Source organism: Synechococcus sp. PCC 7502, from assembly GCF_000317085.1.
Classification (GTDB): Bacteria; Cyanobacteriota; Cyanobacteriia; order Pseudanabaenales; family Pseudanabaenaceae; genus PCC-7502.
This window is the reverse complement of the sequence record NC_019702.1, coordinates 1,823,965-1,845,805: the sequence shown is the minus strand read 5'-3', so window position 1 is coordinate 1,845,805 and position 21,841 is coordinate 1,823,965. Positions and strand designations below refer to the sequence as shown.

At 41.5% G+C, this 21,841-nt stretch carries 13 protein-coding genes and 1 pseudogene; 7 read left to right on the top strand and 7 right to left on the bottom strand.

All coding sequences use genetic code 11. The annotated features are described in order from the left end of the window. Positions 1–29 precede the first annotated feature (29 nt). Both SYN7502_RS09025 and SYN7502_RS09020 read right to left on the bottom strand, forming a co-directional pair. Positions 30–1,217 carry an MlaD family protein gene (locus SYN7502_RS09025; protein ID WP_015168531.1) on the bottom strand — a complete coding sequence of 396 codons (1,188 nt, stop codon included), beginning with the start codon at positions 1,215–1,217 and terminating at the stop codon, positions 30–32. Beyond that, positions 1,217–2,050, bottom strand: a complete 834-nt coding sequence (locus tag SYN7502_RS09020; protein WP_015168530.1) for an ABC transporter ATP-binding protein — start codon at positions 2,048–2,050, stop codon at positions 1,217–1,219. The genes SYN7502_RS09025 and SYN7502_RS09020 overlap by 1 nt, the downstream gene beginning before the upstream one ends. A gap of 233 nt (positions 2,051–2,283) precedes the next feature. Here SYN7502_RS09020 and SYN7502_RS09015 point away from each other — a divergent pair, with 233 nt between their 5' ends. The 7 genes and pseudogenes from SYN7502_RS09015 to SYN7502_RS20965 form a co-directional block, all read left to right on the top strand. Beyond that, complete coding sequence (locus SYN7502_RS09015; protein ID WP_371257755.1) at positions 2,284–2,757, top strand: DUF1499 domain-containing protein; 474 nt, start codon at positions 2,284–2,286, stop codon at positions 2,755–2,757. After that, the gene (locus SYN7502_RS09010; protein ID WP_015168528.1) at positions 2,757–3,860 is read left to right on the top strand and encodes a response regulator; all 1,104 of its coding nucleotides are present in this window, start codon (positions 2,757–2,759) and stop codon (positions 3,858–3,860) included. Before SYN7502_RS09015 ends, SYN7502_RS09010 begins: the two co-directional genes overlap by 1 nt. Positions 3,861–3,907: 47 nt before the next feature. After that, entirely contained in the window at positions 3,908–4,279 is a 372-nt protein-coding gene (locus SYN7502_RS09005) for a response regulator transcription factor (protein WP_015168527.1), read from the top strand. Positions 4,280–4,397: 118 nt separating this feature from the next. Continuing rightward, a complete protein-coding gene (locus SYN7502_RS09000; RefSeq protein WP_015168526.1) occupies positions 4,398–4,943 on the top strand; it encodes a chemotaxis protein CheW in 546 nt (181 codons plus the stop codon). Positions 4,944–5,034: 91 nt separating this feature from the next. After that, positions 5,035–7,479 (top strand): methyl-accepting chemotaxis protein, encoded by a 2,445-nt coding sequence (locus tag SYN7502_RS08995; RefSeq protein WP_015168525.1) that lies wholly within the window; start codon positions 5,035–5,037, stop codon positions 7,477–7,479. A 50-nt stretch (positions 7,480–7,529) separates the two neighbouring features. Further along, complete coding sequence (locus tag SYN7502_RS08990) at positions 7,530–11,708, top strand: hybrid sensor histidine kinase/response regulator (RefSeq protein ID WP_015168524.1); 4,179 nt, start codon at positions 7,530–7,532, stop codon at positions 11,706–11,708. 319 nt (positions 11,709–12,027) lie between these two features. Continuing rightward, a pseudogene (locus SYN7502_RS20965) lies at positions 12,028–12,174 on the top strand (IS1 family transposase); the annotation flags it as partial. Positions 12,175–12,228: 54 nt separating this feature from the next. Here SYN7502_RS20965 and SYN7502_RS08985 read toward each other — a convergent pair. The 5 genes from SYN7502_RS08985 to clpB form a co-directional block, all read right to left on the bottom strand. Then, the gene (locus tag SYN7502_RS08985; protein WP_015168523.1) at positions 12,229–16,194 is read right to left on the bottom strand and encodes a magnesium chelatase subunit H; all 3,966 of its coding nucleotides are present in this window, start codon (positions 16,192–16,194) and stop codon (positions 12,229–12,231) included. Between the two features lie 183 nt (positions 16,195–16,377). Then, on the bottom strand, positions 16,378–17,469 hold the full coding sequence (gene arsS, locus SYN7502_RS08980) for an arsenosugar biosynthesis radical SAM (seleno)protein ArsS (RefSeq protein ID WP_015168522.1): 1,092 nt from the start codon (positions 17,467–17,469) through the stop codon (positions 16,378–16,380). 16 nt (positions 17,470–17,485) lie between these two features. Continuing rightward, entirely contained in the window at positions 17,486–18,136 is a 651-nt protein-coding gene (locus SYN7502_RS08975) for a TVP38/TMEM64 family protein (protein WP_015168521.1), read from the bottom strand. 15 nt (positions 18,137–18,151) lie between these two features. Continuing rightward, the gene (arsM, locus tag SYN7502_RS08970) at positions 18,152–19,120 is read right to left on the bottom strand and encodes an arsenosugar biosynthesis arsenite methyltransferase ArsM (protein WP_015168520.1); all 969 of its coding nucleotides are present in this window, start codon (positions 19,118–19,120) and stop codon (positions 18,152–18,154) included. 21 nt (positions 19,121–19,141) lie between these two features. Beyond that, entirely contained in the window at positions 19,142–21,751 is a 2,610-nt protein-coding gene (gene clpB, locus SYN7502_RS08965) for an ATP-dependent chaperone ClpB (RefSeq protein WP_015168519.1), read from the bottom strand. Positions 21,752–21,841 lie beyond the last annotated feature (90 nt).

The window sequence follows — 21,841 nt, the reverse complement described above, 5'->3', positions numbered from 1 at the left end:
TTCTGGGGATAATCTTTATGGTCTAACCACTACTTATCGGATTTAGTCTCAGCCGCAATCTTTTTGTCTCGTAACTGCTCTGGAGTTACTAATTTTTCCGCATCAGACTTATTAGGAGTAGTTTTTTGAGCAGCAAACTCTAAAGTTGTGCCCAGAGTTGAACCCGAAGATACTAAACCAGTCAATCCATTAATTAAAGTCCGAATGTTAGAACGAAACTTAGGATCACCCGTCAGTTCATCTAGGTCACTGGAAATTTTTTGAGCATTAGCAAATGTGATACGAGCAGCATCGAGAGTAGCTCTGAGGGAGGCAATAGTTTCAGGATTATTAATTTCCTTAGAGGCAATACGAAGGTTGTTAGCAGTTTCGGCTGCACTTTCAGATAATTTTTTTAGATTTTCGATAAATTCTCCGTTTGCCAAAAGTGGCTTAGCACTTGCCAATAAAGCCTGTGCTTCTTTAGATGTGTTACTGATACTTTGTAAAGTACTTGCTAAGTTCTCACGGTTAGATGTTAAAAAATTTTCGGCGGTATTAGCGGTTTTACCTACACTTACGGCGGCATTACTAATTTGCCCTGCAGTTTCACCAAAGCGATCAAGTTGCTTATCCACTCCTGAGGCGACTGTGGTTACGCGATCAGATAATTTTTTAATACTTTTTGCGGCTTCAGTGGTACTTTTTAGGGTACTGCTTAGAGTTTCAATCAATTTACTGTCATTGACCTGCCGTAATGCTGCCGATGTTTGTCTTAATAATCGGGTAAAGCTTACGCCCACAGCACCATCAATACTTTTGCCACTACAGACAACTATTTGATTATTACACTTTTCACTTAAAGGATTATTGCTACTGTTAGCCATTAGATCAGATTGAGGCAGAATATCAATGACCGTACTACTTAGAAAACCACTTTGAGTAGTCTCAATAATTGATTGTCGAGGGATAATCAGATTGGGGTTAGAGATTGCTACGGTTACTACTGCCCCATCGTTCTGCACATTTAAACTCTGTACCTTACCAACCTGAACGCCTCTAAACCTCACTGCTGATCCTACATCGAGTCCACTGGCATCTGGAAATTTGATCGCAAAGGTAAAGCCAGTCTCTCCCAATCTAAAGCCTTTGAGCCATAGAACAATTGCGCCAAATACTCCTATCCCCACTAAAATTAGTATTCCGAGGGAGCCTTCTCTTAGAGTCTTTGCTTGCATTATACCTGTACCTCCTTAGCTATAATTTGGATTGGACCATCTTTACTGCCACTTAGAAATTGTTGCACATAAGGATCATCTGTACTGTCAATTTCATCAATAGTTCCTTCCCAACGCACATTTCCTTCGTATAGCATTATGACTCGATCAGCAGTACGCCGAATAGTGCTTTCTTGGTGGGTAACGACTATGTAGCTATCACAAACCTGTTGTTCAGTTTTTAACGAACGAATCAAATCTTCAATAATGGTTGAAGCTACAGGGTCCAGTCCTGCGGTGGGTTCATCGTAGAGCAGAATCTTTTTAGCTTTTTCAGTAGCGTCTTCCACAATTGCCCGAGCAAAGCTTACCCGTTTTCGCATTCCTCCTGAAAGTTGACTGGGATAGCGATCGCCAATATTAGGCAAACCCACTAATGCTAACTTTTGCTGAACCATCTCTGCAATCTCACGATGGGAAAGATGTGAATGTTCAAATAAAGAAAAACCAACATTCTGCTCTACGGTTAAAGAGTCAAATAAGGCAGCCTGTTGAAATACCATGCCAATATGAACATCATCATCTGTGCCAGCAATGCTATGCAAAGGTTTACCATTTACCAAAACCTGACCCGAATCAGGAGCCAATAAACCAGTGATAATCCTCAAAATTGTTGACTTGCCTGTACCAGAAGGACCAATTATGGCAACAGCGTCCCCGTCATATATCTTTAGATCAATACCATTTAGAATTACTGTATTACCAAAGCTTTTATGAATACCTTGTAGTTCTAGAATAGGAGTGGAAAGGTTATCTAACTGCTGATATTGCTTATCTAAGGATGACTCTGCCACTTAAATTACTTCACTTAAATCTACAGGGAACAATTTGAAATTTAGTTTACATTACCCTAGGCAATTAGACTAGGCTTCTAAAGAACTTCTAAAGAACTTAAGATAAATTTACCTTGTGCTTCATATCCTTGACCTACTACTTACGAATTTGATCTTGCGAATTTGATATAGTTAAATTCCTATGGGATATACGGCTAATCTTAGTATCAAACCTCAACATGATGAAAATCTCTTTGACTATAGTTTCGTTATTTCTAGTGGCAATCGCTTGTTTATATCTATTTTGGTCAAGTGGGGATCAGCCTTTATTTGCCTTAACTGGAGTTACACCTACTAATCTTGGCATCAATGACAATAAATTAGCTGCCTGCCCTTCTAGTCCCAATTGTGTATCTAGTCAGGCGATCGACCCACAGCACTATATAGCCCCAATTCAGTATCAATCTTCTAATCCTGAAGCCTACAGTAAACTCAAGCAATTAGTAGAATCACAGAAGCGTACTCAAATTATTGCTCAAACTGATAATTACATATATGCTCAAACTACCAGCCGACTCATGGGATTTGTTGATGATGTAGAATTTTACTTCCGTCCTGATACTCAATTAATTGAGGTGCGATCGGCATCACGTCTAGGAGAGTCCGACCTTGGTGTTAATCGTCAGCGAATTGAGCAAATTAGATTAAAATTTCATGGTCTTAACTGATGCAAGGTACCCTCAAAGAAATAGACCTATGGAGTATTCTCAAGTTAATTGAACTTGGTCAACGTACTGGTGAACTACTAGTGCAATCTTATACTGGGACTTCTTGGTTCATATTTTTTCTCAATGGCAATATTGTCTATGCTACTTCCACTGAAACTCAAAGACTGAGACAGTACTTACAAGCCCTAGGACTTGATCAAGCTTTAAATCAGGTAAACCCATTGAACTTTAGTTTTAACTTACTAGAATACGGACAAATATGGGCTTTGCTGGAATCAGGTACACTTACTTCTAATCAAGCGATCAAGATTCTTACCAATATGGTTTATGAAGTACTAACTGATCTAACAAGCCTATCCGAAGCTACTTTTACCTTCAATCAGGCGATCGCCCTATCGCCTCAACTAATAAACATTAAATTTGATTTAATTTCTGGAGATATAATTAGGCAAACTCAACAGTGGAAACAACTATATCAATTTATTCAATCCCCTGATCAATTTCCTAAAATTATTAACCCTAATTTATTAGTAAATCACTCTTTAACTGAAAGCTTATTTAAATGGATTGACGGAAAAACATCAATCAGACAAATAGCTCGCTACTTAAACCAAACTTCCCTCGAAATCGCCACCATAATCTTTACAGAGGTAAAGCAAGGTCATCTAGCTATCTCTCAAGCAGGATTACCGACAAATCACCAACACAATTCAGCAGGATTACGAATCACTTGTATAGATGACAGTATAACTATTTGCCGCGCCGTAGAGTACATTCTGCAAACTAATGGCTATCAAGTTACATCAATTTCTAATCCAGTTAGAGCCTTAAGCCTAGTTTTTCAGCTAAAACCAAATCTAATTTTTTGTGATATTACCATGCCTGAATTAGATGGCTATGAATTATGTGCAATGCTTAGAAAATCTGTTGCATTTTCACAAATACCGATTATTATGCTGACAGGTAAGGATGGGTTTATTGACAGGATTAAGGCACGTATGGTTGGAGCCACTGAATATTTAACTAAACCGTTTCGAGAAAAAGAACTTTTAACTGTGGTTGAGAGATACCTAGGTAGTAATAAATCTACAATAAGTAAGTAAACTTAAAATATTGGGCATAATTAGCCTCAGCATCTGGGAGAAGATATATGAGTAAGGTTTTAGTAGTTGAAGATAGTCCACCTCAAAGAGAAATGATTTCTTCCTTATTAAAAAATAGTGGCTTAAATGTGACTTCAGCTAGTGATGGGGTAGAAGCATTAGAACAAATCCAGCAAGACTGCCCAGATATTGTGGTTTTAGATATAGTTATGCCACGAATGAATGGTTATGAACTGTGTCGCCGACTCAAGGATAATCCTAAGACCAAAGAACTACCAGTAGTTATGTGTTCGACAAAAGGAGAAGAGTTTGATCGCTATTGGGGATTACGCCAAGGAGCTAATGCATATATAGCTAAGCCATTTCAACCACAGGAACTCGTGGGTACAGTCAGAAAGTTACTAAGAAATTCAAACTAAATAGTTAATTTGAGTTGATTTAATCATTTACTTGCTGTTAGATATTAGCAGTGGTTATTCAATAAATCCCTCAAGTCATAGCTACAAATCCAATATCGTTCAATAAAACTTTTAGATTATGGTAGAAAATTCAGAACTAGAGATCGATCAAGACCAAAAACCGCCATTTCAGGAAGTTGAGGCTCCAGAAGAAGTTGAAGTTAAAGTTCCAGAAGGAGAGTTACACTTACGATTTTTTGTGGGTTCTGGTATCGAATTTGCTCTGCCCGCCGTAGGAATCAAGGAAGTATTGGAATACTCTCCAGATCGAATTAATCCCATGCCTAACGTTTCTTCAATGCTTCTAGGCACAATTAATTTAAGAGGTAGAGTAGTTTGGGTTGGTGATCTGGGACAACTCCTAGGCGAATCAACCCCTCTTAGCATTGATCGTAATGATGTTTCAATTATTGCTGTAGAAGATCAAGGTTTAATTCTGGGCTTAGCCATAGAGAAAATTGGAGTTATAGCATGGCTTGATCCAGACGAGCTTAAAGCTACTAAAACTCTCCCTGACAGCATGGCACCTTTTATTAAAGGAGAATGGATTATAGATAATGGCAATCACTCCCTTAAACTTTTAGACCAAGTTAGCATTTTACGCTCAGCACGTTGGGCATCTTAAAATAATAGGGAATAATGGTTAATACACACCTTATAGTAATTCGGGCATTTTAATTAATATGTATATAGGTATGAGACTCAGGAGAAAGTAAATGGCACCTAGCATTCAAAACCAAAAAGATTACGAGAAAGCGTCTTTAGCATATATGCAAGGTGACTATGAAAATGCGGCAGCAATGACAGAAAAGTTGGTTAAAGAATCACCTGATAATGCAACTTATCGCTTACTCAATGGGCATATTAATTTGGTTTTGGAAAAGTACCAATCTGCAGTTGATGACTACCAAATAGTCCTACAGCTTACAAATGATATGGCAATCATCGAAAATGCCAACTGGGGAATGGAGACTGCAGTAGATAGACTAAGACAAGATGAGGAAGATGACACAGAAGAACAGCCATCTTACTCTTATTCAGATAACTCTGAAAAGTTTCCAGAGCCTAATCAAGCATTTAATGAATTTGCTGATAATTTTCCTGATGACGAGATTGACGATCCATTTTCCCTTGGGCAAGATGAATTTATTACCCAAGCAACTAGTATTCAGTCTAGTCCTCGCACTAGTTCTCAGGCTAACCCTACTAAGCTTGAGATCGAAGCAGCCGAATCATCACTTGGGGATACCTATGCTGGAGAATCTAGGGTTGAGTTTAATAGCTTTGATAACAGCGATGATTTTACCTTTAACAGCTTAACCCTCGACGAAGCAAATCAGTATGATCTTGATCAAGATATTGACTATTCAGATATTACTGAAGCAGTGATTGCAGAACCTAAAACTGCCCAATCAGTTGATAAAGACGATAATAATCTTGTATTTATCAATGAATTTGACGACTTTGACAACCTATCTGATGTTTCTGGTTTCCCTGGTGCATTTGATGACTCTGAAGCTACCCAGATGGTAACAGGTGGAGAGGTTAGTGGCTTTAATGTCGGTGCTAAGCCTTTGCCTAAGAACCAGCTGGATATTAAGGAATCATCAAAAACGTTTAGTTCAAGTACTGGTTCTCCAAAAACTCCCATTGCAATCTCTGCTCCTATTGATAATGGTAAAAAAGGTGTATTTTCTTTTTTTGATAATATGCCCCTAAAGAGTAAATCACTCTTTATTTCTTTCCTGTCAGGTCTGGCGGCGGTCTCTGCTATAACTTTTGTGGCGACTTCTGCAGTTACTGATTTGATCACCAAGGAAGACCAGCCATCTATTCCCAAACAGGAAGTTATCTCTAGGGTTACTAAGTTTAGCCTAACAATGGCTTTAGCAGCCGGATTAAGCAGTAGTATAATTACCCTCTTAATTAGCCTCAGAGCCTTAGGATTAGTTAAACGAACCACTGATAACCTACAAACCCAATTTGAATTGGTAATCAAGGGTGATATGAATCCAAGAGCAGTAATTTATTCCGCTGATGAGTTTGGTAAGTTGGCAGCTAGTTTTAATCAGATGATTCAATCTATATTGAATAGTACCCTTGAAGCACAACGTAAAGCCGAAGAGCAAGAACAGTCAAAAGAAGACTTACAGCGTCAGGTAATTAGATTGCTAGATGATGTAGAAGGTGCTGCTAGAGGAGATTTAACTGTACAGGCAGAGGTAACTGCGGACGTATTAGGTGCAGTAGCTGATTCATTTAACTTAACTATTCAAAACCTAAGAGAAATTGTTCAACAGGTAAAATTGGCAGCACGACAGGTTAGCGAGGGTTCTAAAGAAAATGAAAGCTTTGCTCGGAGTTTATCCTCCGATGCGCTGCGTCAAGCCGAAGAATTAAGTGTCACCTTGAATTCAGTTCAGGTAATGACGGAGTCAATTCAACGGGTGGCAGAAAATGCTAGAGAGGCAGAGCAAGTTGCAAAATTGGCTTCTCAAACTGCACTCAAGGGTGGAGAGGCTGTAGAAAGGACGGTGTCAGGTATTCTGGATATTAGAGAAACAGTTGCGGAAACAACTCGTAAGGTAAAACGACTGGGTGAGTCATCTCAGGAAATCTCTAAGATTGTAGGACTTATTTCTGCCATCTCTTCTCGGACTAACCTATTAGCATTAAACTCTAGTATTGAGGCTGCTAGGGCTGGAGATGCTGGCAGGGGGTTTGCGATTGTTGCAGATGAAGTTAGGCAACTTGCAGATAGAGCAGCTAAGGCTTCTAAGGAAATTGAAAAAATCGTACTACAAATTCAAAGTGATACGGGTTCATTGCAGCAGGCTATGGATAAAGGTACACAACAGGTTATTGATGGTACTAAGCGGGCAGAGCAAGCAAAACAATCACTGGTTGATATTATTCAGGTGTCACAGAGAATTGATGGATTAGTAAGATCAATCACGGAAGATACTATCAAGCAAACCGAAACCTCAAGAACTGTGGCGCAGGTAATGCAATCAGTTGAGCTTACAGCCCAAGAGACTTCTCAGGAGTCACAAAGGGTGTCTGCTTCACTTCAAAATCTTGTGGGTGTTGCTCGGAGCTTACAAGAGTCTGTGGAACGTTTCCGAGTTGACTCTGAATACACAACTGGAGGCAAGGCTTAAGCCTTAGTCATTCAATCCTTACAAATATATCTCTATAAGAAGAACCCGCCATGAACACAGAACAACAGCAACAACGTATTATGGGCTACTTCATTGAGGAAGCCAAGGATCACCTTAATACTATTGAACAAGGCGTACTGAATCTTCAGGATGTTTTGCTGGATACAGAAATGACCAATGAGATGTTTCGGGCAGCTCACTCCATTAAAGGTGGTGCCGCAATGTTGGGTGTTGTGAGTGTGCAACATATATCCCACAGGTTGGAAGATTACTTTAAGATTCTTCAAGAGCATAATAATATTCAGGTTGACGAAAGATTAAAGAGCTTATTTTTGGCTGGCTTTGATCGCCTACAGGAACTTATTGAGCAATTAGAGACTAACTATAAGATTTCCGATGAGCTTGCTAGCTCTGCCTTAGAAAGTGTTAAGCCGATATTTATTGAACTAGAGTCCTATTTAAATCGATTGGTTGAGGGTGACGCGGCTGATAGTAGTGATAACTTGGTATCGACTTTTCAATCACAGGTTGCTAATAAGTTGCGGGATATGCTTCAGTTATTTAAGCAGGATGATACTGCTGGCTCAAGACGAGAGCTTGAAAACATTTGCTCAGATTTATTGACTATTGGAAACAATTTAAACTTGCATAACTGGTCTCAGCTAATTCTGACCTCAAAAGCGGCGATCGCCTTTGAGGATAATTCCTACCGAGTACTTGCCCCAGTTATTATTAAAGATACAAAATATGCACAGGATTTAGTATTGCAAGGCAAAGATAGTGATATTACTATCTCTCCAGAACTTCAAGCTTTAATTCCAACTACAGCCCCGATCGCATCCTTTAATGATGATGATGACATCACTGTATTTATGGATAACATATCAGACTTTGATTCATCTGATGTTTCTATGGATGACCTATTCAGTGATGCTGGATTGGAATATAGTAACGAAAGCAATTCGGATTTTGATGATCTATCAGATTTATTTGAAAGTGTGTCAGCGATCGCAGATGAAGAAACAGGAGATCTTTCCATAACCGAGACTGAAACAATTAATAGCCCAGAAAGCTCGGCTGACTTTAATTTTGAAACATTTAATTTGTCTTCTGACATACCACAAGATGCTGGATTTGAAGACTTAGGCTTAGAGGATTTATTACAGGATACAATTACCGACACTGCTGAAGTTTCTTTGCCTGAGCAGGATATTTCAACTGGCTTTTCCGATGACGATCTTGGGTTAGAGGATTTCTTTTCTGCCACCGATGAAAATAACTTAGAGTCTTTGCAATCCATTGATGCAGGGGCGTGGAGCGGAGACATTACAGAAAGCTCTGAACCCATCGATGATTTTATCAATGAGTTTTCGATGGTAACTGAGGCAACCGAAGCGGGTGATAACGAAATAGTTACAGATCAAGCTTCTGAACTTAACCTTGACAACCTAGTTAGTGATGACAGCATTGAGGAGCCAGAAGAATCTGTAGACTTTGGTGAATTTGAACTCACAGCCGAAGAGCCAAGTATTACCAGTGCAGAATTCAGTAATGACAGCATTGAGGAGCCAGAAGAATCTGTAGACTTTAATGAATTTGAACTCACAATCGAAGAACCAAGCATTACCAGTGCAGAATTCAGTGATGACAGCATTGAGGAGCCAGAAGAATCTGTAGACTTTAATGAATTTGAACTCACAACCGAAGAACCAAGTATTACCAGTGCAGAAGTTAGTAATGACGGCATTGAGGAGCCAGAAGAATCTGTAGACTTTAATGAATTTGAACTCACAATCGAACAACCAAGTATTACCAGTGCAGAAGTTAGTAATGACAGCATTGAGGAGCCAGAAGAATCTGTAGACTTTAATGAATTTGAACTCACAATCGAAGAACCAAGCATTACCAGTGCAGAATTCAGTGATGACAGCATTGAGGAGCCAGAAGAATCTGTAGACTTTAATGAATTTGAACTCACAACCGAAGAACCAAGCATTACCAGTGCAGAATTCAGTAATGTTGATTTAGCTGAGCCTACTACTGAAATTACTTCTACTAGTGAGCTTGATGAGTTAGAAATAATCTCTGCTGAGCCAATTCAAGAATCAGTATCCGAGTCAAGTCCTATTAGTTTTGATGAGTTGGAAACCTTAATTGAGACTCCACCTCCTGTTCCGGTTAAAAAAGCAGCTAATGATGACTTTGATGACCTAGAAGCACTACTACGAGATTCTGGCGAAGCAGGGGGAATTGGGGTAAAAGTCTCGAAACGTCCTGTAGCTGCGAAGAGGCAAACAAGCAAGATCATATCTCAGACGATGAAAGTTGACGTTAAACACCTTGATAGTTTGAATAACTTGGTAGGTGAGCTTGTGGTCAATCGTAATTTGTTGGATCAAGATCAAGAAAAGATGCAGCAGTTTCTAGCTAATTTACTCACCCAAGTACAGCTTTTGAGTGATGCCTCCCAAAAAATGAGAGATCAATATGACCGATCTTTGCTTGAAAGTTCACTGGTTGCTACTCGTGAACAAAGTAGAGTATCTACCGCATTAATGCAAAGTCGGTTAGACAGTGACTCAAGATCAAGAAGTACATCTACTGATTTCGACTCGATTGAACTTGACCGATTTAGTGATTTTCATGCTCTGTCTCAAGAAATTATTGAGTTGATTGTACGAGTTCGGGAATCAGCTTCAGACATTGAGTTCGTTGTTGGTGAAACTGAACAAGTTACTCGTCAGTTGGGAGTAATTACCAACCAAGTTCAAGATGATCTAAAGCAATCTCGGATGGTTCCATTTGCTCAAATTGCCGATCGCTTACCTAGGGCAGTTAGAGATTTAGCGATTAAAACTGGGAAAGAAGCAGATATAGATATTAGGGGACGGGAAACTCTGATTGATAAGGCTATTCTGGAGCAGTTATACGATCCAATGACCCACCTAGTTAGCAATGCCATCGTGCATGGACTAGAGGATGTTAATACTAGACTTAGTGCGGGCAAATCAGCAAAGGGCATGATTACGGTGCGTGCCTATCATCAGGGCAATCAAACTATTATTTCAGTTAGTGATGATGGGGCTGGAATTGATATAGAGAGAGTAAAACGTAGTGCTGTTGCTAAAGGAGTTAGAACAGAAGAAGAAGTTAATCATTTGACTGATGATGAGGTTTTTGAGCTATTATTTGAAGCTGGATTCAGTACCAAGAGTCAAGCTGATGAATTTGCAGGACGAGGGGTTGGATTAGATGTGGTCAACTCTGCCTTAAATGATATTAGAGGCTCGATCTTTACGGAATCCATCCTAGGGCAGGGAACTACTTTTACTATTAGATTACCTCTAACCTTAAGTATCTCTAAGGCAATGTTATGTGTTAGCAATCGCACAAGAATTGCTTTCCCTGTAGATGGATTTGAGGATATGGTTGAAGTGCCTCAAAATCAAATATTTACGAACCCTCAAGGACAATCCTGCTTAACATGGCGCAATACAACTCTGCCTTTTCAGCCCCTTTCTGATTTACTGACCTATACAAGACAGGTTAGCCGTAGCAGCATCTATAACAAGCTAGAGGATGACGTTATATCGATCATTGTTTTGCGTAATGACACAGGATACTTGGCGTTACAGGTTGATCAGTTCCTTGGCGAAGGTGAAATTGTAATTAAGCAGTTAGAAGGACCAATCCCCAAACCAGTTGGTATTGCTGGGGCAACTATTTTAGGGGATGGTCGAGTTATGGCGATCGCCAACGTGCTAGAGCTATTTGATATTGCCAGTGGTAGGCTTAAACCTTCCTATGCTGCACCAGAAGCTCCAGTTCCTGATGCGGATGAAACTACTGATCCTACGGTACTAATTGTGGATGACTCAATTACGGTAAGAGAATTACTGTCTCTAACCTTTAGTAAGGTAGGCTATAGAGTTGAGCAAGCGAAAGATGGTAAAGACGCATGGGAAAAACTCCGCGCGGGTATGCAGTGCAACCTGATCTTCTGCGATATTGAGATGCCAAGAATGGATGGATTGGAACTGCTCTCTCGATTACAAAAAGATGAGTTTCTGTCCAAAATTCCAGTGGCTATGTTGACATCCCGTGGTACAGATCGCCACCGCAATGCTGCTAAGGAGTTAGGAGCAAAGGGTTACTTTACCAAACCCTATCTGGAAGAAGAAGTCATCACAGCTTCTAAGCGTCTATTAAAGGGTGAAGCTTTAGTTTAGTTATCACTCCTAGTTGTTTATAGTCTTTTTACTTAACGGAACCTGAGTTTAGGTTAAGCCTCCCCTGTTTGTAAAGGAGGCTTCTTTGTTTGGTAGCAATATGCCCATAAATGCTATTGATGATGGCATTGCTGAATAGTGGAAAAATTTAAAACTCCCATTTCTAATCCCAATACTAAAAAGATAGTAAAACCAAAATTTGAATTAAGTCCACCCCAAAGGTTTAGTATAGGAAATTATTAAAAATTGGAATAGGGATTAATAGGGCATGATAGATGATAAAAAGAGGTTCAAGTAACTATGGAATAATCTGTCATAACAGACTAATCATATTGAAATGTTCAACTGTACTTAGAGGTAAAGAATTTTTCGCCTTGTCAGAAAGACTTTCTCTTCCCCTAAGAAATTAGAAAATCATATTGGAGCTATCTGGATACTTATCCATCACTACAATTCTGAAATCTAAACTGAACTATCTATCGTGCCCTCCTGATCCCTGCCAAATAAATCAAATCACCAATTACTCTACACCTTCAATACGGTCTTCCAGCTCTTGATACAAGTCACGCAGCATTTCCAAGTTTTGGTCACTGGTTTCCCAATAACCTCTACCGTTCACTTCTAATAGAGTGCCAACAATCTTACGGAAAGAGTGAGGATTCATGTTTTTGAGGCGATCGCGCATTTCCGCATCTTTAACATAGACATCATTGACATCTTCATAGACCCAGTTATCTACAGCACCAGCCGTTGCCGACCAACCCATAGTATTAACAAGGCGTTTGGAGATTTCTCTGACTCCTTCGTAGCCATGATTGAGCATGCCTTCGTACCACTTGGGATTGAGCAGCTTAGTTCGGGAATCTAAACGCACAGTTTCAGAAAGAGTTCGCACTTGAGCATTCGCCGTAGTCGTATCTGCCATGTAAGCACTGGGTTGCTTACCATCCTTACGCAGACTAGCTACAAGCTTGGTTGGATCCGAATCAAAGTAGTGCGAGACATCGGTTAAACTAATTTCCGAAGAGTCAAGGTTTTGGAAAGTGACATCTACAGACTTGAGTGCCGACTCATAGATTTGGCGTTGTTGGGTATTGCTAACCTCAGAACCGAAGGCGAAGGACTTACGAGCTAGATACATCTCTTGTAGTTCTTCTTCCTTTTCCCAAGTGCTATTCTCTACAGCAAGGTTGACATTAGATGAATAGGAACCCGAAGCATTACTAAATACCCTAGTTGCCGCTTGACGGGTACTAATTCCTAGTTCTTCTGCTTGGGCGATCGCATGCTTACGAACAAAATTCATCTCAAGGGGTTCATCAGCTTCTGCTGCCATTCTCACAGCCCGATCTAGTAAATCCATTTGATTGATGAATAAATCACGGAATACGCCTGAGCAATTAACGACAACATCAATACGAGGGCGACCTAATTCTTCTAAGGAAACTAATTCCAATCTATTCACACGACCAAGGGCATCAGGCAAAGGCTTGACCCCCACCATCCACAGCACTTGTGCTAAGGATTCACCATAGGTTTTGATATTATCAGTCCCCCAAAGTACTAGGGCGATCGTTTCCGGGTAATTGCCATTGTTATCAGCTTTTTGGCGTTCCAGTAGTCTTTCCACTACGACTTGAGCAGCTTGTACCGCAGCACTGGTGGGAATTGACTGAGGATCAAGGGCGTGCATATTTTTACCCGTAGGCAGCACGTTGGGATTTCGGATGGGATCGCCACCAGGACTAGGCAGGATATATTCACCTTCTAAAGCCTTAATCAAGCCACCAAGTTCATTATCAGCAATGATTTGTTTCAAGCAAAATTCTAAAAATTCAAATAAGGGCTTGATTTCATCCTTATTGACTTTTTCATAACCTGAGGATTTTAAAGATTCAATCCAAGGCTCCACTTTACCCATATTCAGGAAGTTCAGCACTGATAGCTTGGAAATGCGCCCGTCCACATCAGCTTTAGCTTTGACTAATGCTCCCACTGCCTTATTGGTTGTAGCTTTCATTGTTGCTAACAGTTCCACATCAGCATAGTTGCCTTTATCACTGGATTTATAGATTTGTTCTAAATCTCGTCCAATACTTTCGGCAATAATCCGTAATAGAGATTTGACATTATCTTCAGGGCGATCAAAACTGGCAATGCTGGAAAGCACATCCGTAATATCTTCAAGTTTTGGAGCTTCACCGACAACGTGCAGTCCACAAGGTAGAACCCTTGATTCCACTTCCATTAGTTTGTTATAAACCTGACCGACAATGTTGTCACGTTCTTCGAGGCTCATATCCTTAGCATCTAGATCGCCTAAATCCACATCTTGATCGAGATTTACTAACCGTACCTTATCCATAATCGTATTGACGATGGAAACCCCACGATTACCTAGACGTAGTTCCTTATAGGAGCCAATTAATTCGCTCAGTTCCTTTAAGCCTCGGTGTAAGCCTGCATTTTCGGGAGCAGGAGTGAGATAACTGATGGTAGTGGCATAACCTCTGCGCTTGGCGATCGTCGCTTCGGAAGGATTATTAACAGCGTAGTAATAGATATTGGGTAAGGCTCCAATTAAGTTATCGGGATAGCATTCACCTGAAAGCCCAATCTGCTTGCCAGGCATGAATTCCAGCGATCCATGGGTACCAAAGTGTAGAACCGCATCAGCCTTCCAAATTTGATTGAGATAGGTGTAGTAAGCTGCAAATCCGTGGTGGGGTGAAGCTGATTTACTGAAAAGTAAGCGCATGGGATCGCCTTCGTAGCCAAAGGTGGGTTGCACACCGACAAATACATTGCCGTAATGCTTACCGTAGATCAAAAGGCTCTGCCCATCGGAGTTAAGATGCCCTGGAGGTGCGCCCCATTGTTCGGTAATGCGATCGCAATAGGGAGTATTTTCTTCATAATCACGAACAGAAAGCTTGGCGGCAATATTTAATTCGGGGCTACCAGCCATGGCATTGGGATTATGGAGAATATCCTGCATTAAGGCATTGGCATCGGCGGGAATATCTTGCACGTCATAACCGTTACCTGCTAGAGCCTTGATTACTTTATGGATGGAGGCAAATACATCTAAGTAGGCGGCTGTGCCAATATTGCCCTTGTCTGGGGGGAAGCTAAAAATCGTAATTGCAATCTTTTTCTCTAATCTAGGCTTGCGGCGTAGGGTTCCCCACTTAATGGCACGATTAGCAATCATTTCTACCCGATCTGATAGGGCGATCGCTCTGCCTGTCATTTCATCCCGCCCAGACATGACAATTGGATCCATAGCTCCATCTAGTTCAGGAAGAGCAACCTGTAAAGCCACTTGCACAGGATGTAAGCCCAAATCACTATCTTGCCATTCTTCAGTGCTTTGGAAGACGAGGGGTAACGCCACCATGTAGGGACGGTTTAATTTTTCCAGGGCAGCAACTGCCTTAGGATGATCCTGCCGTGCGGGTCCGCCCACGAGCGCAAAACCTGTAAGTGAGACTACACTATCGACTAGGCACTTGCCATCTTTGCCGTAGAAATAGGCATCCACTGGTTTAGAGAAGTCTAAGCCGCCTGCAAATACGGGAATTACTCTAGCTCCTTTTGATTCCATTTCTTGAACCACTGCCACATAATGGGCGTCATCTCCAGTGACAATATGGCTACGGGCGCAAACCAAACCGATGCAAGGTGCTAAGGGGTCTTTAATATCCGCAGAAATATCCCGACGGGCATTGAACCAGTTTAGATATTCATTAATGTCGTCAAACATTTTTGGAGCCATAGGATGCCAAATTCCCATATCTAAATAGGTGACAGGATCGGCTACAGTGATGGATTTAGAACCAGCAGGGAGATAATTCTTTGCCAGCATTAATAGGAAGTTTTTAATATTCTCTTCCGATCCACCCAGCCAGTACTGAAAGCTCAACATAAAGTTACGAGCATCCTGCGCCTTATCCATCGGCATATATTTGAGAATCTTGGGTAGAGTCTGGACAACCTTGAGCATGCTGTCTTGGAAGGAGCTACCCGATTTCTCTTTACGCTTACGCATGAACTGGGCGATCGCACTTTTGGACTGCCCTAAATTTTCCATACTAAAGCTACCCATTTTATTCAGGCGCATGACCTGGGGCATAGAAGGGAAAACGATACAAACATCAAGGCGATCGCGGTGAGGGGCAACGGCATCTACAACTTTATTTGCTAAATCCTCGATAAAAATTAACGAACCGATAAATATATTGGCAGTGGCAACATCAGCCTTAAATGCCTCATAAGCCTCAGGTTGGCGTAATTCTTCAATTAAATAGCCATTGACTTCAATCACTAGGCTAGGATTATTTTTATTAATTGAGGCGATCGCTCCACTCAAAGCACTTTGATATTGTGGTTCTAATACAACATAGACGACTTTCATAAGTGCCCGATTATCGTTTTGTAAATTGGGGGCAATGTGTCTGGTCGTAGGTTTCACAGAAGTGAGCATGAAGTCTCCTAAAGCATTTAATCTCTATGTATAGACTCAGTTTTAGCAAAGAATTTTAGGGATTAATGGTGAAATTGGGGATTTGAAACATTTTGCAATCAAATTGTTGAGATTTGTTAATAAAATTTAATGTCATTACTTTGATAAATGTGTAGTTTTAATAATTTTTCTTTAATTAGTTCTTTAACTGGCAGCGATCGCCCCACTACAGGAACTCCCCTTACCCGCAGTACAGCCAAAGCAATGACGACCTGTAACAATTGTCCGTTGGGCAAGTAATTCTGGACTAAAATCACGAATATGGGTATAGCGGCTATTTTTCTTAGCTTTTTGATTACCTTCTAGTTGAACTTCTAGCTCCAGCATTTGGTTAAAGTCACAGTCATATAATTTCCCATCCCAACTCACAGAAATCGTATTGCGACACATCAGCCCCGCTATGGTGGCAGGATTAAAGGAATTGACCAGTAACTCCATATAACCTTGTAAATTACCCGATTGTTCCAGCCATTCCAACTGTCGAACGATCGGCATATTACTAATTGAAATCAGGCGATCGAAGGTAATTTCATGATTTTCCCACAGCCCTTTTTTCCACATTTGCTCTAGTAAAGCAGCTTGATTACAAGGTAAAGAGGTATCCGTGGGATTGCTAACTAAAGTTAGTTGACGTTGGGGATTTCCCTGTCCGTAACCCACAGCATTAAGGCGGCGTAAAGCTTCGATCGATTGGGTAAAAGTCCCATCACCCCGTTGCTTATCGGTATTGGGCTGGCGGTAGTGGGGTAAAGAGCAAACAACTTCAACCCCAAGCTCAGCAAACCATGCGGGTAAATCTGTCATAGTCGGCAAAAGTAGCACCGTCAAATTACACCGATCAATTACATGTTTGCCACGGCTTACACATTGCTCAACTAAATAGCGAAAGTGCGGATTAAGTTCGGGTGCACCACCTGTAATATCCACCGTATGGGCTGCTGTTTGGTCAAGGGCAGCAAGGCAAGCATCAATGGTAGGTCTATCCATATTTTCCCTGCGATCGGGGGCGGCATCCACATGACAGTGCTGACAGGTCATATTGCAGAGCTTACCAAGATTAATTTGAAATATTTCCAATGGGGCGGGCTGTAACTTTTGCCAACCACTGCTTTTAAGGGTCGAGTCAAAGTTTCCCTGCTCTGGCAAATGGGATAGATCGATAGATTCTAATAGAGCGATTTGAGCTTGGGGATTAGCAAGAGTGCTATGGCGACGGTGGAGGGAAAGTGTGGTCATGATTTATTCAGTAACTTTATTCCGTAACTTTAGTAGCTAGGGCAGATTGAGCAAGGCGGGTAACATAGATAGTTACGGCAACGGTGGCAATTAAACCCATAATCCGAATTATCCACTGAATTATCAAGTTATTGGGCGAGTTCCCAGCCCCAAGGCGGGCAATATCCCCTGCTAGAGAACCAATATAAACATACATGACTGTACCCGGAATCATTCCCACCGAAGCAAGGCTGTAGTCCTTCAGGGAAACCCCTGTGGCACCAAAGGCATAATTGAGTAAGTTAAAAGGAAAAATCGGTGAGAGCCGAGTTAGAAATACGATCTTAAATCCTTCCTTAGCCACAGCTTGATCGATCGCAGCAAATTTGGGATTACCTGCAATTTCTTGACTAATCCATTTCCTTGCCCCATAGCGTCCTACTAAAAAAGCGGCGATCGCCCCCAGAGTTGCCCCAATAAATACATAAATCGAACCCCAGATCACGCCAAAAACCACCCCTGCTCCTAAAGTTAGGATTGATCCGGGTAAAAAGGCAACGGTAGCAATAATGTAAATCACAATAAACGCCAACCCACCCCCATAGCCAAGACCTTCGATCCATTGCAAGGCAGTTTGTAACCATTCTTGGGGATTGAAATTTAAATTAGAATAAAGATTTTGAATCATCCGAATTTTCCAAATTTAGCAGCAGCCACCGCCGTTATAGTGCCAAGTCGAATCCGTAATTATGACTTCTTGGGGGAATTGTAAGCTTAGCTTATTTGCGGTTTTATCACATACAGCCAGAGGATTACCCCGAAACAGAATATGCCCCGCCCGATCATCGAGAAACTCCTGCTGACCATGATAAATCGCAGTCTTACCCGTAAAAATACAGGCTCCATCCTGAGCGATCGCAACTTTATAGGAAACCGTATCTAAGCTTTCAAGTAACAGTGGTTGCTCTAGGTTAAAACTATGGGCATCAAGCAGACGATAGGGACGTTTAGCTCGAACTTCCACCTGCCCAAACCCCGCCTTAACCAGATGTTGGGTATATTGGTCGTAGGTCATTGCTCCCGATAAGCACATTGCCCTTAGTCTTTCGTCAGCCTGCAAATGGATGGGAATAGGTCTCGTGGCGATCGGATCGCTCATAATTAGCCTGCCATTGGGTTTAAGGACTCGATAGGCTTCCGCTAATGCCTGATCCAAATCCGCAGCCTCAAAGATATTAAATAAGCAATTCTGAGCTACCACATCCACAGAAGCATCGGGTATGGGCAGAGAAAAAGCATTACCCTCTAAAATTTTGACAAAATCTAGCTTAAACCACGGGTTTTCTTGGGCAGCCACTTGGAGATTACGACTAGCAGCATTACGCATTTCCGCCACTGGATCAACGGCAATTACTGCACCAGAACGGCGACAGAAATAGGCAAATTGTAAAGCTTCTAACCCTCCGCCTACCCCGATATACAGCACCGTGGGCGCACCAGTTAGTTCCGTAGGGTGAATAGTTGTGCCACAGCCATAATTCATTTCCTGCATGATCTGTGGAATTCTAAGATCGGGAAATTGCAGGGGTGGCGTACTAATACAGCACAAGCCAACTTGCGGAGTTTCCGCCGCTTCCGCATAAAACTGGGCAGCCGTGTCGAGGTAGGTCATAGGTAATTCCTAGTAGTTTAATTAATCTAGCTTCTTTTTAGTAAAAGATAAACGTTCGTTTTCCACATCGACAAAGATATGATCGCCATCGATAAAATCACCACGGAGAATGGACTTAGCAATTTGGGTTTCCAGTTGACGTTGAATTACCCGTTTTAGTGGTCTCGCACCATAGACAGGATCGTAACCAACTTCTGCTACAAAATCTAGGGCGGATTCCGATAGATGCAAAGACATTTTACGTTCAGATAAACGTTGTTCTAGGCGTTGTACTTGAAGTTTGACAATTTGGCGGAGTTCTTCGCGGCGCAGAGAATGGAAAATAATAATCTCGTCAATCCGATTTAAAAACTCTGGACGGAAACTGGAACGCATAGATTCCATCACCCGATCGCGCATGATTTCATACTTAGAATCATCTCCACCGATATCTAAAATATATTGAGAACCAATGTTACTGGTCATAATAATAATGGCATTCTTAAAATCCACAGTGCGCCCTTGGGAATCTGTCACTCGTCCATCATCAAGGATTTGCAACATGATATTAAAAACATCGGGATGTGCCTTTTCAATTTCATCAAATAGAATCACAGCATAGGGACGGCGACGGATTGCCTCGGTTAACTGTCCTCCTTCGTCATAGCCCACATAGCCCGGAGGTGCGCCCACAAGTCGAGAAACGGAATGTTTTTCCATATACTCAGACATATCAATCCGCACCATTGCCTCTTCGGTATCAAACAGATAGTTGGCTAGAGCCTTAGCAAGTTCAGTTTTACCCACGCCTGTAGGACCAAGGAAAATAAAACTAGCGATGGGACGATTGGGATCGGATAATCCTGCGCGCGATCGCTGAATGGCATCACTAACCGCAGTTACAGCTTGGCTCTGTCCAATTACCCGTTCATGGAGTTCATCCTCTAGGTATAGCAGCTTTGCCTTTTCTGATTCCACCAGCTTTAGGACGGGAATGCCTGTCCATTTAGAAATAATTTCGGCAATATCTTCTTCTGTGACTTCTTCCCTGAGCATGGGACGACTAGAGACGGTGTGGGTTTCATTAATGCGTTCTTCTGCCTTTTGTAGTTCCCTTTGTAGATCGGTGAGCTTGCCATATTTCAATTTTGCTGCTTTTTCCAGATCGTAATCCCGTTCAGCCTGTTGGATTTCCAGATTTACCCGTTCGATTTCTTCTTTGCATCGACGCACGTTATCAATAATTTGCTTTTCCGATTGCCATTTTGCCGTCAGGGTAACTTGTTCAGATTTTAGTTCTGCTAGTTCTTTAACTAATTTTTCCACACGTTCTTTAGAATCAGCATCGGTTTCCTTTTTTAAGGATAGACGCTCCATTTCCAGTTGCAGAATTTTGCGATCAATTTCATCTAATTCTTCAGGTTTAGAAGTGATTTCCATTTTGAGCTTGGCAGCAGCTTCATCCATCAGGTCAATGGCTTTATCGGGTAAAAAGCGATCGCTAATATAACGAGTGGATAAAGTCGCAGCCGCAATCAGGGCATTATCAGCAATTCTGACCCCATGATGGAGTTCGTAGCGTTCCTTTAAGCCTCGCAAAATAGAAACTGTATCCTCTACGGAAGGTTGATCAACAAAAACTTGCTGGAATCGTCGCTCCAAAGCTGCATCCTTTTCAATATATTTGCGATATTCATCCAAGGTGGTGGCACCAATACAACGCAGTTCTCCTCTGGCAAGCATTGGTTTTAAGAGATTGCTGGCATCCATGGCTCCTTGGGTTGCACCTGCACCGACTACGGTATGAATTTCATCGATGAACAGCACGATTCGTCCTTGGGATTCCATCACTTCCTTGAGAACAGCCTTTAGCCTCTCTTCAAACTCACCTCGATATTTTGCCCCTGCAATCAATGCTCCCATATCTAGGGCAATTAGCTTCCGATCACGCAAAGATTCAGGGACATCTCCACTTAAAATCCTCTGGGCTAAACCTTCGGCGATCGCAGTTTTACCCACACCCGGTTCGCCGATTAATACAGGATTATTTTTAGTGCGGCGGGATAAAATTTGAATGGTGCGGCGAATTTCCTCATCTCGACCAATTACTGGATCAAGCTTGCCCTGCCTTGCCCATTCCGTTAGGTCTCTGCCATATTTAGTTAAAGCCTCATATTTATTCTCTGGCGTTTGATCAGTCACTTTTTGATTACCGCGAATTTGCTCAATGATTTTACGCAGTTTAGCCTCATCTAAGCTAAATTCTTGGAGTAATGTTTTCCCAAAGCGATCGTCCTTAGCAAATGCCAAAACTAAATGCTCAATGGAAATAAAGTCATCATTAAAGGATTTTCGTGCCAATTCTGCCCGATCCAGCAAGGTATCCATACTCCGACCTAGATAGCCAGAGGCAGCATTACTTCCTGTTACCTTCGGTTGACGATTGATAAATTCTTCAGTGCGATCGCGCAGTTTTTCCACACTGACATTTGCCTTATTAAAAATACTGGTTGCTAAACCTTCCTCTTCTAATAAAGACTTCATTAAATGTTCACTTTCAATCTGTTGTTGCTGGGCAGCTTTGGACATTTCTGGAGTCCGCACGATCGCTTCCCAAGCTTTTTCGGTGAATTGGTTTTGAGTAGGCTGCATATTAATAAGGCTTGAATTAAGACTTGTAACTGGTCTGGAATCATATTAGAGGGAATAGCTCTAGCACAAAGATCGGCTATACATCAATGT

Bases quoted from the DNA above. Each gene is read 5' to 3' on its own strand.
- SYN7502_RS09025 (WP_015168531.1), bottom strand. From the start codon at position 1,217: ATGCAAGCAAAGACTCTAAGAGAAGGCTCCCTCGGAATACTAATTTTA.
- SYN7502_RS09010 (WP_015168528.1), top strand. From the start codon at position 2,757: ATGCAAGGTACCCTCAAAGAAATAGACCTATGGAGTATTCTCAAGTTA.
- SYN7502_RS09005 (WP_015168527.1), top strand. From the start codon at position 3,908: ATGAGTAAGGTTTTAGTAGTTGAAGATAGTCCACCTCAAAGAGAAATG.
- SYN7502_RS09000 (WP_015168526.1), top strand. From the start codon at position 4,398: ATGGTAGAAAATTCAGAACTAGAGATCGATCAAGACCAAAAACCGCCA.
- SYN7502_RS08995 (WP_015168525.1), top strand. From the start codon at position 5,035: ATGGCACCTAGCATTCAAAACCAAAAAGATTACGAGAAAGCGTCTTTA.
- SYN7502_RS08990 (WP_015168524.1), top strand. From the start codon at position 7,530: ATGAACACAGAACAACAGCAACAACGTATTATGGGCTACTTCATTGAG.
- SYN7502_RS08985 (WP_015168523.1), bottom strand. From the start codon at position 16,194: ATGCTCACTTCTGTGAAACCTACGACCAGACACATTGCCCCCAATTTA.
- arsS (WP_015168522.1), bottom strand. From the start codon at position 17,469: ATGACCACACTTTCCCTCCACCGTCGCCATAGCACTCTTGCTAATCCC.
- SYN7502_RS08975 (WP_015168521.1), bottom strand. From the start codon at position 18,136: ATGATTCAAAATCTTTATTCTAATTTAAATTTCAATCCCCAAGAATGG.
- arsM (WP_015168520.1), bottom strand. From the start codon at position 19,120: ATGACCTACCTCGACACGGCTGCCCAGTTTTATGCGGAAGCGGCGGAA.
- clpB (WP_015168519.1), bottom strand. From the start codon at position 21,751: ATGCAGCCTACTCAAAACCAATTCACCGAAAAAGCTTGGGAAGCGATC.